Origin of the sequence: Segatella copri DSM 18205 (genome assembly GCF_025151535.1) — a bacterium.
Taxonomy (GTDB): domain Bacteria; phylum Bacteroidota; class Bacteroidia; order Bacteroidales; family Bacteroidaceae; genus Prevotella; species Prevotella copri.
Window position 1 is genome coordinate 1,871,292 of record NZ_CP102288.1, and the last position, 12,935, is coordinate 1,884,226.

Genomic DNA, 12,935 nt, shown 5'->3' on the forward strand with positions numbered 1-12,935 from the left:
ATCTTTGCACCCAATATCAGAAAATTCTCGGGGTTGACTGGATTTGACGGCGAGATGAAATGGTACGTAAGCATGCGGAGGCTCGTTGGCTACCTCCTAAATCCTAGTGAACAAAAAATTAATTGGCGAAAATAACTACGCTCTCGCTGCCTAGTCGAAGTATAGTAAACTAGCTTTATTCCAGCACAGGGTGCTGGAACGAGACATCGCTCAACGGATGTTGTTCCGAATCTTGTTGATCAAGCGGTGCAGGTAAATCGGAAATAGTTCATGTACGCCTCGTTGCATGGATGAAATTTTAGAGGATAAGGGTATGATTGGTGGTCCAGGTCCTGTCATGCCTCGAAAACCGAAGGCTGGAATAAGCATGTAGAAAGCGTATGGTTTCCTTGTGCGGACGAGGGTTCGAATCCCTCCAGCTCCACCCTATTTGATAGAAACAAAAAACTCGCAGATTCTTTCTTTAGAATTTGCGAGTTTTTATTTTGCAGTTATTGTTTTCTCAAACTTTCACGATACTTCAGAGGTGACATATGCAGATGCTCTCTTACATATTTACCGAAGAATGAGGTATTGGAGAAGCCCAGTATACCAGAAATCTCCTTGATTGTTTTCGTTGTAGAACGGAGATAATAGGTGATATCAGCAAGCGTATACTCCGTAATCCACTCGATGGCAGTCTTGCCGGAATGGCGCTTGCAGATGATGGAGAGATATTTTGGCGTGATGCAAAGCTGCTGCGCAAAATATTCTACAGGCTGATGCTTGATTTCGCTCTGCTGCAACATCTCCAGGAACTTATCAAAGAAATCGCTGGCACTGGTTCCCAACGTTTCTTTGGGGAGATCTGTCAGCAAAAGATTGCTCACGGCAAGAAGAGCACTCTTCAAGAGCGTCTCCACAATCTCACGGCGATATGGTTTCCACGAACTGCGATCGTTGAACTTCGGATCCAGACAGAGGCGCACCAAGTCGGTAAACTTAGAATAGAATACCATATCCACCTCGTCCATCTTCAACACCGAAACCTTGCTCACATACATGGCACGGTTCCATACCGAGATATGAGAACGAAGAATACCAAGCAAGCCGTGATTGCTGACACACATGGCTGTGCATGCAAAATCTTCCGACACCTCTTTGATGTCGAGAATAGAGTTAGGCGGACTGATAAATATATCGCCCTTCTCCACGGTGATTTCCCGCCCGTTAAGTTCAGCTCTCAGGCTGCCTCTCTGACAGGATGCAATCATGTTCATCTGGAATCTCATAGGGTCGGGGTTCTGCAACACCTTGACATTATCTATAATCAAGATGTCCTCATCCAGATAGCTCGCACGGATTTCTGCACTCTGTGCGAACTCACCTTCTTCGATACGCTGCCTGACGTCCTTCTGTTCTTTCATTAATATGTTTTTTAAATTTCTTCTCTCTTCGTTCTTCACTCTTCACTATCAAAAAGCCTCCCTGTATTTATTTTCGTCCTTATCCTCCAACATAGAGAGATAACTCTGATAGCGGCTAGCTGCAATATAATGTTCCTCAACCGCCTTGATTACCGCGCACCCCGGTTCGTGGGTATGGGTACAGTCGGAGAACTTACAATCCTGAGAGAACTTGAAGATTTCCTTAAAATAGCTGGTCAGCTCTTCCTTTTCGATATCAAAGGTACCAAAGCCCTTGATGCCCGGAGTATCAATGAGGTAACCACCTTCCGGCAGTTCCAGCATCTCACTGAAGGTTGTGGTATGCATTCCGCTATTATGCGCCTCGCTGATTTCGGCGGTACGCTGCTCCGCATCAGGAATGAGCTGGTTGATGAGGGTTGACTTTCCTACCCCGCTGTTGCCGCTCAACAAAGATTTCTTATCCTTGATAAGAGGTCGCAACAGTTCAACACCTTCGCCTGTAGCTGCCGACAATTCGATACATTTATATCCGATGGTCTCATAGAGCGTGCACATCATCTTCTCGTAATGCAATTCTTCTTCTGAAAGTATGTCACTTTTATTGAAGATGATGATAACAGGTACTCTATAGGCCTCAGCGCCAGCCAGGAATCGGTCGATGAAGGTAGTAGAAGTCTGCGGATAATTCACCGTTACCACAAGCAGTGCCTGGTCTACATTAGCAGCCAGAATATGACTCTGCTTACTGAGGTTAGGTGATTTACGAATGATATAGTTTTGGCGGTCTTCGATAGAAGAGATAAATGCCGTACCCTCCTGATTGGTAATAAGCTGCACATAATCGCCTACAGCCACAGGATTGGTGCTGCGGATGCCCTTCAATCTGAAATTGCCCTTGATTTTACTTTCAATCAGCTGGCCATCGTCTGTCTTGACGGTGTACCAGCTGCCTGTATTTTTAATAACGAGTCCTCTCATTATCACTTATTAAATAATGTAAGTCCAGAATGATTTAGACTGTCATGATTTCCTTCTCCTTCTCGTCCATCAGGTTTTCGAGCTGCTTGATGTACTTGTCGTGGAGTTTCTGCAAATCGTTCTCAGCATCCTTCTCCAAGTCTTCAGAAAGTCCATCCTTGATAGCTTTCTTCAACTTCTCCTTGATTTCCTGGCGCACGTTGCGCACCTCAATCTTAGCACGCTCAGCAATCTTGTTACACTGCTTTACGAGTTCCTTACGGCGCTCACCTGTTGGCTGAGGAATACCCAGACGTACGATTTCGCCATTGTTCTCAGGAGTGATACCTACACCACTATCCATAATAGCTTTTTCGATATCCTTGATAGCCTTTTTGTCCCAAGGGCGGATAGCGATAGTACGGGCATCAGGGGTTGTAACTGTAGCTACCTGGTTCAGAGGAACCATACTGCCATAACTATTTACACGCACACCATCGAGGATGGCAACATTAGCACGACCAGCACGAACATGAGAGAGTTCCTCTGCGAGATACATTGCTGCCATCTCCATACGCTCTGCTGCAGAATTCAAAGTTTCTTTAACGTCTATCATAATTATTTCAATTTATAATTTACAATTTATAGTTTATAAGGCATTCTAGCTATATAGCGTAGCCCCCTATCAACTTTTAACTATTATCTATTAACTCTTAACTATCCCCAATCTCTTGAGTTCTTCGCCCACATAGTTGGTGAGTTCTACAAACTGTTGGATAGTGAGCTGCTCAGGGCGCTTGGTCATGATGTCGGTGGTGAAGAACTCCTCGCGTGGGGTTACACCTGGGAACATCTGCTTAAGGCTTACACGGAGCATCTTGCGACGCTGGTTGAAGACCGTCTTAACCAGACGCTTAAACAGTTTTTCATCACAGCCAAGGTCAGTCACCTTGTTGCGAGTCATGCGGATTACCGCACTCTTTACCTTTGGAGGTGGGTTGAACACATTCTCATCTACCGTAAAGAGATATTCCACATCATACCATGCCTGGATGAGCACACTGAGGATACCATAGGCTTTGTTACCTGGTTCTGAAGCCATACGCAATGCCACCTCGCGCTGGATCATTCCGGTACAGCAAGGAATGAGGTCTTTGTAATCAAGCATCTTGAAGAATATCTGCGATGAGATATCGTATGGATAATTGCCTGTCAGTACAAACTGCTTTCCATCGAATATCTGGTTCAAATCCATTCTCAGGAAGTCTTCACCGATAATATTATCCTTGAGTGTCGGGAAATTCTCATGAAGATACGCCACCGACTCCGAGTCGATTTCCACTGCCTTGACGACTCTTGGTTTCTCTACGAGATATTGGGTAAGAACGCCCATACCTGGTCCTATTTCGAGAACAGGTATATCCGGGCAGGCATCCACCGTATCGGCGATGCGCTTTGCTATATTGAGGTCGGTCAAGAAGTGCTGACCGAGATTCTTCTTAGGCTTTACAGCTTTCATATCTTATCTTTATATTATATATTTTGCAAAAATACGATTATTTTTTGAGAATCCACACGAAGTATGCGATTTTTTTTATCTTTTTGGATAAAAAAAGGGAAAGAGCCACTTGTTTCTTTAAAAAAAGGCTATACTTTTAGCCATAAATGGCGCCCAAGCGTTTATTTATGCTAAAAATATGCAGATTCGAACGATATTGTCAATAAAAGTATTATCTTTGCATCTAATTATGGATATAAAGAAGATAGCAAACAACATATGGAAGGTGGCTTTGTCGCTCATTCTGGGTGGCGCCATCCTTTATTGGATGTATCGCGGATTCGACTTCAAGCAAGTAGAAGATGTTCTGCTTCACAAGATGAGTTGGACCTGGATGCTGCTGTCGTTCCCTTTTGGCATCTCTGCCCAGGTGTTCAGAGGATGGAGATGGAAACAGTCGCTGGAACCATTAGGCGAGAAGGCCCGCTCCAGTATCAGCATCTACTCCATCTTCCTGTCCTATGCTCTGAGTCTTGTAATTCCTCGTGCGGGCGAGTTTGCCAGATGCGGCGTATTGAAGAAATGGGATGATGTTTCGTTTCCGAAAGCCTTGGGTACCGTCGTTACAGAAAGAGCCATCGATTCACTCCTCGTGCTGCTGATTACGGCGCTGGTCTTTGTGATGCAGATTCCGGTATTCCTCAATTTCTTTGAGAAAACAGGTACGAGCATGGACAGTTTACTCTGCCAGTTTACAGCCACAGGTTACATTGTGACCGCTATCTGTGGCATAGCAGTACTCATCCTGGCTCACTATCTGCTCAAGCGACTCGCTATATATAATAAGGTGAAAGCAACACTGGGAGGACTCTGGCAAGGTATCATCTCGCTGAAAGGTGTCAGAAATGTACCGCTCTACATCGCCCTTACACTGGGCATCTGGTTGAGCTATTTCTTCCACTACTATCTCACCTTCCAATGCTTCGAGGCAACCTCCCATCTCAATCTGATGTGCGGTTTGGTGACATTCATCGTGGGCAGCATAGCGGTCATCGTACCAACTCCTAACGGAGCCGGACCTTGGCATTTTGCTGTCAAGACAATGCTCATACTCTATGGCATTCAGGCAAACGATGCCCTCTTCTTCGTTCTCATCGTACACTCCGTACAAACCCTGCTTGTAGTCCTTTTGGGAATCTATGCCTGGATAGCACTGGCGTTTACCGGGAAAGTTAAAAGATAAAAGTTAAGAGTTAAAAGTTAATAGTTGATAGCGGCTACGCCGTATAGCGAGAATGCCCTATAAACTATTAACTATAAATTTTAAATTAAATAAATATGGCTGACATTAAGAATTTGAACCCAGTTGAAATCTGGCGTAACTTTGACAAGTTAACACAAGTTCCACGTCCATCTGGACATTTGGAAAAAATTCAGGCTTATTTGCTCGATTGGGCAAAAGAAGCAGGTGTAGAGGCTTTCCAAGACCCAGCAGGCAACATCGTGATGCGCAAACCTGCAACTCCAGGTATGGAGAACCGCAAAGGCGTTATTATGCAGGCGCACATGGACATGGTTCCACAGAAAGCACCAGACAGCAAGCATAATTTCGAAACTGACCCTATCGAAACCATCATCGATGGCGACTGGGTACGTGCTAATCATACAACACTCGGTAGCGACGACGGACTTGGCGTAGCTACAATCATGGCTGTAATGGAATCAAAAGATTTGCAGCATGGTCCTATCGAGGGCTTGATTACCGCCGATGAAGAGACAGGCATGTATGGTGCCAACGATCTCCCAGCAGGCGAACTGAACGGTGACATTCTCTTGAACTTCGATACCGAGGTTTGGGGCGAGTTCGTTATCGGTAGCGCTGGCGGTATCGACATCACAGCAACTCTCGATTATAAAGAGGTAGAAACCGACAAGGAAGATGCTGCCGTTAAGGTAACCCTCAAGGGATTGAAAGGCGGTCACTCCGGTATCGAAATCAACGAAGGCAGAGCGAATGCCAACAAGTGCATGGTTCGTTTTGTGCGTGAAGCTATTTCAGAACTCGATGCCCGTCTAGCTTCATGGCAGGGTGGCAACATGCGCAATGCCATCCCATTCCAGGCTGAGGTTGTTCTGACCCTGCCTAAGGAGAACATTGAAGCTTTGAATGACCTGGTAGCAGACTGGAAGGACGAAATCTGTGATGAGTTCGAAGGCATTGAAACAACTGAGAACATCGAGTTCTTCGCTGAGAATGTAGAGACTCCAAAGATGCAGGTTCCTGCCGAAATCCAGGATAATCTTGTAGATGCAATCTACGCTTGCCACGATGGCGTATTGCGTATGGCTCCATCTATGCCAGAAATCGTAGAGACCTCTTCAAACCTCGCAATCGTTGAGATTGGTGACGGCAAGGCTGCCATCAAGATTCTGGCCCGTTCCAGCCACGAATACTACAAGATGTATCTTGCCACAATGGTAGAGAGCTGTTTCAACATGGCAGGCATGAAGGTTGAATTCAGCGGCAGCTATATGGGATGGAATCCTAACCCTAAGAGCGACATTCTGGAACACGTATTGAAGGTTTACAAAGAGCAGAACGGCACAGACGGTAAGGTACAGGCTGTTCACGCAGGTCTGGAGTGCTCTATCATCCTGAGCAAGTATCCTAACCTCGATGTCGTATCATTCGGTCCTACTCTTCTTAGTCCTCACACAGCCAATGAGCGTTGCCAGATCAGTTGCGTTGCTCCTTTCTGGAACCTTGTCAAGCAGCTCCTGACAGAGATTCCAGCAAAGTAAAAAATGGGGAACGAAATTACAAAAAGATTAAAAAAGAAAGCCGAGAGTGAAAATTCTCGGCTTTTTTGTTCCAGTTTTCAAAAGAAATCATTACCTTTGCAGTCGATTTCGCAAGTCTTGTAAAATCTCTGTAGCAGATCATACAAATTCACTTGCATAAGTTTCATTAAAATAACACCAAAATGGACGATTATCACGCGGAGAACAATAATGAATTGTAAGGCGTGGAGATTCAGCAACGATGAAGCCTTTCAGTAGGCCGTACCCAAGCGCTAGTCTCCATACCCCAAACTTTTATTATGTGGAGATTAGCAAACTATGAAGACTTATTGGAATATAGACAAGAATCTGACTGTACTCAATGAGTGGCAGCCAAACTGCTGGATACAAGTAACATGTCCAACTGATGAAGACCAGCGCTTGCTGGAAGAAGAATTCAAGATCCCTGATTATTTCCTCTCGGATATCAGCGATACCGATGAGCGTGCCCGCTATGAATATGACGATGGCTGGATGCTCATCATCCTCCGTATCCCTTATGTCAAGGAAATACGCAGCCGTACCCCATACACCACAGTGCCTCTGGGTATCATCCATAAGCGCGATGTTACCATCACCGTATGCTATTACGAAACCAACATGATGATTGATTTCGTAAGCTACCAGCAGAAGCGCAGCGAGGGGTTCACCGACTATGTAGACATGACCTTCCGTCTCTTCCTTTCATCAGCGGTTTGGTATCTGAAGCGATTGAAACAGATCAATTCGCTCATAGAAAAAGCAAAACGAAACCTCGATCATGGTGTGAACAATGAGAGCCTGATTGGCCTGAGCCGCCTGCAGGACTCCCTTACCTACTTCATCACCTCTATCCGAGGCAACGAGAATCTCCTGTCTAAGTTGAAGTTCAAGCTGCAGGTAGACGAACTTGATGCCGACCTCATTGAAGACGTAAACATCGAGATGACACAGGCACGCGAAACCACAAGCATCTACTCCGACATTCTGGAGTCGACGATGGATACCTATTCGAGCATCATCAACAACAACATGAATACCACGATGCGTACCTTGACCAGTATCAGTATCGTCATGATGTTGCCTACGCTGATTTCCTCATTGTTCGGTATGAACTTAATCAACGGTATGGAAGACAGCCATTACGGATTTGCCATTGCCCTGGTTATCTCCGTGATCGTTTCTGCACTTTCATGGGGCTTCCTCAGATACAAGCGCCTGCTCTAAGCATATTCCACTCTGATATGCATTAAGTAGCCCGAAAGAGCACATAAAACGATGATTAGCAAGAAAAAGGCAATTATAAATACAAAAAAAATTAAAAAATCGAATATCATGGCAAGATATTCGATTTTTTTTTTTAAGTTTGCAACTTATTAATAATATAATTTTGTATGGGGTCGAATTGCGGATAAGCGACTACCGGCCCAAGAAACTCGAATCATAAACTAAACAAAGTGACATGATGGACTCTCAAGAAAAAGCTCTGTTGCAGCAGAGCACCCTGGAAGACCCTGCCAAGAAGGCTTATGCCACCAAGCAGGAAGTGCTCGAAAGAGTAAAGGAAATCGCTCATAGCAGCGAAAATCCAAACAAGGAGGAACTCGACCTACTCAAGACTACTTTCTACAAGATTCATCTCGCAGAAAGAGACGCACAGATGAAAGAGTATCTCGCAAAAGGCGGTGACCCAGAGAAGTATATCCTTCTACCGGATGACACCGAAGAAGCCTTCAAGGCTGAGATGCAACTCATCAAGGAGAAAAGAGCCAAGATCTTCCTGGCCCAAGAAGAAGAAAAACAAGATAATCTCCGCAAAAAAGAGGAAATTATCGAAAAGATAAAGGCCATGACCACCTCACCGGAAGAGGCCAACAAATCATATCAGGACTTCAAGGCCTTGCAGCAGGAATGGAAGGAAATCAAGAACATCCCTGCAGACAAGGCAAACGAGGTATGGAAGAACTACCAGCTCTATGTAGAGCAGTTCTACGACATGCTCAAGTTGAACAGCGAAGCCCGCGAATATGATTTCAAGAAGAATCTTGAAGCCAAGACCAAACTCTGCGAGGCTGCAGAGAAGCTCAATGAGGAAGAGGATGTTATTTCTGCCTTCCACCAGCTTCAGGACCTCCACCAGCAATATCGTGAGATTGGTCCTGTTGCCAAGGAGTTGAGAGAACAGATTTGGGAGCGTTTCAAGGCTGCCAGCACTGTTATCAACAAGAAGCACCAGCAGCACTTCGAAGACCTGCGTGCCAAGGAAGAGGAAAACCTCGCCAAGAAAACTGCCCTCTGCGAAAAGGTAGAGGCTGCCAACCAAGAAGAATACAAGACTGCTAAGGACTGGGAGAAGGTTACTCAGGAAATCATAGAGATTCAGAAAGAGTGGCGCACTATCGGTTTTGCCCCTCAGAAGATGAACGTCAAGATTTTCGAGCGTTTCCGCATCGCCAACGATGAATTCTTCAACAAAAAGGCAGAATTCTTCAAAGGATTGAAAGATACCTACTCTGCCAATCTCGAAAAGAAACAGCAACTCGTAAACAAGGCAAAGGAACTGGCTGACAGTACAGACTGGAAGAAGACTGGCGACAAGTTCATCGCTCTTCAGAAAGAATGGAAGAAGGTGGGTACCGTACCTCATAAACAAGGCGAATTGCTCTGGAAGGAATTTCTGGATACCTGCAACAAGTTCTTCGAAGCCCGCAACAAGCAAAATGCCGGTTCACGCAGCGAGGAACATGCCAATCTGGACAAGAAGCGCAACATTATTGCCCAGCTCAAGGAACTTGTAGTTGCAGAGATTTCAGACAACGATTTCCAAAAGAAGCTCAAAGATCTTGCTAAGCAATACAGTGCAATCGGACACGTTCCTTTCAAAGAGAAAGACAAGGTCTATAAAGAGTATCATGAGGCTATCGATGCAGCCTACGAGAAACTTCATGCCACCAACGCAAAGCGCCACTTCGACAACTTCAAGAACAACTTGAAGAATGTTGCCAAGGAAGGCGGCAATGCACTCGGCAATGAGCGTGGCAAACTCTTGCGCCGCTACGACCAGTTGCGCAGCGAGATTACTACCTACGAGAACAACCTCGGTTTCTTCAATACGGCCAGCAAGAAGGGCAATAGTCTGGTAGAAGAAATGAACCGTAAGATTGAGAAACTCAAGGCTGACCTCGAAATGGTAAAGCAGAAAATCAAGGCTATTGATGCCGAGAAGAAATAAATGCAATACCCCCAGGGCGAAAGCTCTAGGGGTTATTGTTATGAATACTCCATAAAACAGAATTTCTATAAACAAAAAAAAACATCTTTCATTACTGAAAGATGCCTTACCATATGAGTTGGGATACCCGGACTCGAACCAGGAATGACAGGACCAGAATCTGTAGTGTTACCATTACACCATATCCCAAACTTAAAATAGAACTTTTTGATTGTTGGGATACCCGGACTCGAACCAGGAATGACAGGACCAGAATCTGTAGTGTTACCATTACACCATATCCCAATATCAGCAAACGAAATGTTCTTTTCTCGATTGCGAGTGCAAAGGTACTAGTTTTTTTTGAACCTACAAAATTTTTCGGCACTTTTTTCTAAAAAAAGCGCAATTTCTTTAATTTTCCACATTTTTTTTGCCTTTTAAGTCGATTTTCCATTATAATAATGTATCTTTGCAGAAAAATAGAGAATATAAATTAAGTAAGAAAGAAAAGATAAATGAACACAGTTAAACAACTCGTAGAGACTATTAAAGAAGGTATACAAGAAAAGAAAGGTCAAGACATTGTTATCGCCGACCTGACAGAAATCGATGGAAGCATTGCCAAGTACTTCATCATCTGCCAGGGAGGAAGCCCTACTCAGGTTGAAGCTATCGCAGGTTCTGTGGGAGATATCGTGCGCAAGAATCTGAAAGAAAAACCTGTAAATGTAGCAGGTCTCGGCAACGACCAGTGGGTGGCAATGGACTTTGTTGACGTATTAGTACACATCTTCCTTCCGGAAGTACGTGCTTATTACGACCTCGAACATTTATGGGAGGATGCAAAGCTTACCCATATACCTGATCTCGACTAGTCAGTCTCTCCCATCCTACATGATGGATCAGACATTGTTTTTCGACTAAAAGTTATACATATAAAATAAAATGGAACAAAGCAATAATATGAAGCCTCGTGGCAATGGCGGACCAAAGATGCCACGATTTAATATGACCTGGCTTTTCACCATCTGCCTCATCACCATGATCATCCTCTTCTTTACAGGAGGAGGCGATGCGATTGGAGGCAGCGCTGCCAAGGAAGCCACATACACCCAGTTCAAACAGTATGTAGACAAGGGTTATGTGCTCAGTGTTGTGGCCAATAAAACAGAAAGCACCCTCAAGATATACATCAACCCGAAATATACGCGCGATGTATACAATATGCCGGCAAAGTCTGTAGGTCCTAACCCATACGTAAAAGTACAGTTCGGCTCGGTTGACGAAGTGGAACGCTATGCCAACCAGATGTTGAAGGAAAAGAAGATACGCTCCTTCAGCTACGACAACCAGAAGGATAACGACTTCTTAAGCACGCTCTTCAATCTGGCACCTCTGCTCTTCTTCGTATTCTTCATCCTTTGGATGTCTGGAAGATTCAGCGGCGGTATGGGCAGCGGCGGTATGGGCGGCATCTTCAGCGTGGGCAAAAGCAAAGCTAAGATGTACGAAAAGGGAAATGCCATCGGCATCACCTTTAAGGATGTGGCCGGACAGGAAGGTGCCAAGCAGGAAGTGAAGGAAATTGTAGACTTCCTGAAAAACCCACAAAAATATACCGACTTGGGTGGTAAAATTCCAAAGGGAGCCCTTCTCGTAGGCCCTCCGGGAACTGGTAAGACCCTCTTGGCTAAGGCTGTTGCCGGCGAGGCTGGCGTACCTTTCTTCTCCATGAGCGGTTCCGACTTCGTTGAAATGTTCGTAGGTGTAGGTGCCTCACGTGTACGCGACCTGTTCCGCCAGGCTAAAGAGAAATCACCTTGTATCATCTTTATCGATGAGATTGATGCTGTAGGCCGTGCCCGCAGCAAGAACCCAGCCATGGGTGGTAATGATGAGCGCGAGAACACCTTGAACGCTCTCCTTACAGAGATGGATGGTTTCGGTACCAACAGTGGTGTCATCATCCTTGCAGCTACCAACCGTGTAGACATGCTCGACAGCGCCTTGCTCCGTGCCGGACGTTTCGACCGCGAAATTCACGTAGATCTCCCTGGTTTGAACGAACGTAAGGCTATCTTCCTGGTTCATCTCAAACCTATCAAGATAGACGAAACAGTAGATGTTGATCTACTGGCCCGTCAGACTCCAGGGTTCTCGGGTGCAGATATTGCCAACGTTTGTAACGAGGCAGCCCTCATTGCTGCACGCCACGACAAGAAGGCTGTTTGCAAACAGGATTTCCTCGATGCAGTAGACCGTATTGTAGGCGGTCTGGAGAAGAAGACTAAGGTGATGACTGCCGACGAGAAGCGTAGCATCGCTCTCCACGAAGCAGGCCACGCAACCATCTCATGGTTCTGCCAGTATGCCAACCCTCTCATCAAGGTTACCATCGTGCCTCGTGGTCAGGCTCTCGGTGCTGCATGGTATCTGCCAGAAGAGCGCCAGATAACCACCAAGGAACAGATGCTCGACGAGATGTGTTCATTAATGGGTGGACGTGCCGCAGAAGAACTCTTCACCGGTCATATTTCGTCAGGAGCCATGAACGACCTGGAGCGCGCCACAAAGAGTGCTTATGGTATGGTAGCTTATCTCGGTATGAGCAAGACGTTGCCAAACATCTGCTTTTACAACCGGAACGAATATGCATTCCAGCGTCCGTACTCTGAGTCTACAGCCCGCGAGATAGACCAGGAAGTTCTGAAGATTGTTAACGAACAGTATACCCGTGCCAAGAACATCCTGATGGAGCACAAGGAAGGCCACAATGCCTTAGCAGAACTTCTGATCAAGAAAGAGGTGATTATGGCAGAAGACGTAGAACATATCTTTGGCAAGCGCCCTTGGTTGAGCCGTTCGCAGGAAATCATGGAAGACGAACAGCCTAAGATAGACGATGACGCCGTAAAGGAACTTCCTGAAGTTCAGGCTGCCATCAAGGAGCATGAAGAGAACCAGAAGAAGAATGCTGATTCTGATGAGACTTCCAAGAAGGATGAAGGTTCGGAAGAAAACAAGAACGAATAAAACA

Annotated in this window: 10 protein-coding genes, 2 tRNA genes and 1 other RNA gene; 7 read left to right on the forward strand and 6 right to left on the reverse strand. The window is 45.5% G+C overall.

The window, feature by feature from the left end:
* Positions 1-29: 29 nt before the first annotated feature.
* Positions 30-427: a transfer-messenger RNA gene (ssrA, locus tag NQ544_RS07950) on the forward strand.
* Positions 428-491: 64 nt separating this feature from the next.
* Here the strand turns inward: ssrA and NQ544_RS07955 are convergent.
* The 4 genes from NQ544_RS07955 to rsmA form a co-directional block, all read right to left on the reverse strand.
* The gene (locus tag NQ544_RS07955; RefSeq protein WP_050758588.1) at positions 492-1,406 is read right to left on the reverse strand and encodes a helix-turn-helix domain-containing protein; all 915 of its coding nucleotides are present in this window, start codon (positions 1,404-1,406) and stop codon (positions 492-494) included.
* Between the two features lie 48 nt (positions 1,407-1,454).
* Positions 1,455-2,387, reverse strand: a complete 933-nt coding sequence (gene rsgA / locus NQ544_RS07960) for a ribosome small subunit-dependent GTPase A (RefSeq protein WP_006847160.1) — start codon at positions 2,385-2,387, stop codon at positions 1,455-1,457.
* A gap of 34 nt (positions 2,388-2,421) precedes the next feature.
* Complete coding sequence (frr, locus tag NQ544_RS07965) at positions 2,422-2,982, reverse strand: ribosome recycling factor (RefSeq protein ID WP_006847159.1); 561 nt, start codon at positions 2,980-2,982, stop codon at positions 2,422-2,424.
* Positions 2,983-3,072: 90 nt separating this feature from the next.
* A complete protein-coding gene (gene rsmA, locus NQ544_RS07970) occupies positions 3,073-3,885 on the reverse strand; it encodes a 16S rRNA (adenine(1518)-N(6)/adenine(1519)-N(6))-dimethyltransferase RsmA (protein WP_006847158.1) in 813 nt (270 codons plus the stop codon).
* A gap of 229 nt (positions 3,886-4,114) precedes the next feature.
* Here rsmA and NQ544_RS07975 point away from each other — a divergent pair, with 229 nt between their 5' ends.
* From NQ544_RS07975 to NQ544_RS07990, 4 genes are all read left to right on the forward strand, one after another.
* Positions 4,115-5,107, forward strand: coding sequence for a lysylphosphatidylglycerol synthase transmembrane domain-containing protein (locus tag NQ544_RS07975; RefSeq protein ID WP_006847157.1), 993 nt, complete (start codon positions 4,115-4,117; stop codon positions 5,105-5,107).
* Positions 5,108-5,202: 95 nt separating this feature from the next.
* The gene (locus NQ544_RS07980; RefSeq protein ID WP_006847156.1) at positions 5,203-6,666 is read left to right on the forward strand and encodes an aminoacyl-histidine dipeptidase; all 1,464 of its coding nucleotides are present in this window, start codon (positions 5,203-5,205) and stop codon (positions 6,664-6,666) included.
* Between the two features lie 318 nt (positions 6,667-6,984).
* Positions 6,985-7,911, forward strand: a complete 927-nt coding sequence (locus NQ544_RS07985) for a magnesium transporter CorA family protein (protein ID WP_006847154.1) — start codon at positions 6,985-6,987, stop codon at positions 7,909-7,911.
* Between the two features lie 235 nt (positions 7,912-8,146).
* Positions 8,147-9,916 (forward strand): DUF349 domain-containing protein, encoded by a 1,770-nt coding sequence (locus NQ544_RS07990; protein WP_006847153.1) that lies wholly within the window; start codon positions 8,147-8,149, stop codon positions 9,914-9,916.
* A gap of 118 nt (positions 9,917-10,034) precedes the next feature.
* Here the strand turns inward: NQ544_RS07990 and NQ544_RS07995 are convergent.
* Both NQ544_RS07995 and NQ544_RS08000 read right to left on the reverse strand, forming a co-directional pair.
* A tRNA-Gln gene (locus NQ544_RS07995) sits at positions 10,035-10,105 on the reverse strand.
* A gap of 25 nt (positions 10,106-10,130) precedes the next feature.
* Positions 10,131-10,201, reverse strand: a tRNA-Gln gene (locus NQ544_RS08000).
* A gap of 212 nt (positions 10,202-10,413) precedes the next feature.
* On the opposite strand from NQ544_RS08000, the gene rsfS reads away from it, so the two are divergent.
* Both rsfS and ftsH read left to right on the forward strand, forming a co-directional pair.
* On the forward strand, positions 10,414-10,773 hold the full coding sequence (gene rsfS, locus NQ544_RS08005) for a ribosome silencing factor (protein ID WP_006847152.1): 360 nt from the start codon (positions 10,414-10,416) through the stop codon (positions 10,771-10,773).
* Between the two features lie 70 nt (positions 10,774-10,843).
* Positions 10,844-12,931 carry an ATP-dependent zinc metalloprotease FtsH gene (gene ftsH / locus NQ544_RS08010; RefSeq protein ID WP_006847151.1) on the forward strand — a complete coding sequence of 696 codons (2,088 nt, stop codon included), beginning with the start codon at positions 10,844-10,846 and terminating at the stop codon, positions 12,929-12,931.
* Positions 12,932-12,935: the final 4 nt, after the last annotated feature.

What these genes read in the sequence shown, in the direction of transcription:
- rsfS (WP_006847152.1), top strand. Translation starts at nt 10,414, where the DNA reads ATGAACACAGTTAAACAACTCGTAGAGACTATTAAAGAAGGTATACAA.
- frr (WP_006847159.1), bottom strand. Translation starts at nt 2,982, where the DNA reads ATGATAGACGTTAAAGAAACTTTGAATTCTGCAGCAGAGCGTATGGAG.
- rsmA (WP_006847158.1), bottom strand. Translation starts at nt 3,885, where the DNA reads ATGAAAGCTGTAAAGCCTAAGAAGAATCTCGGTCAGCACTTCTTGACC.
- ftsH (WP_006847151.1), top strand. Translation starts at nt 10,844, where the DNA reads ATGGAACAAAGCAATAATATGAAGCCTCGTGGCAATGGCGGACCAAAG.
- rsgA (WP_006847160.1), bottom strand. Translation starts at nt 2,387, where the DNA reads ATGAGAGGACTCGTTATTAAAAATACAGGCAGCTGGTACACCGTCAAG.
- NQ544_RS07985 (WP_006847154.1), top strand. Translation starts at nt 6,985, where the DNA reads ATGAAGACTTATTGGAATATAGACAAGAATCTGACTGTACTCAATGAG.
- NQ544_RS07990 (WP_006847153.1), top strand. Translation starts at nt 8,147, where the DNA reads ATGATGGACTCTCAAGAAAAAGCTCTGTTGCAGCAGAGCACCCTGGAA.
- NQ544_RS07980 (WP_006847156.1), top strand. Translation starts at nt 5,203, where the DNA reads ATGGCTGACATTAAGAATTTGAACCCAGTTGAAATCTGGCGTAACTTT.
- NQ544_RS07975 (WP_006847157.1), top strand. Translation starts at nt 4,115, where the DNA reads ATGGATATAAAGAAGATAGCAAACAACATATGGAAGGTGGCTTTGTCG.
- NQ544_RS07955 (WP_050758588.1), bottom strand. Translation starts at nt 1,406, where the DNA reads ATGAAAGAACAGAAGGACGTCAGGCAGCGTATCGAAGAAGGTGAGTTC.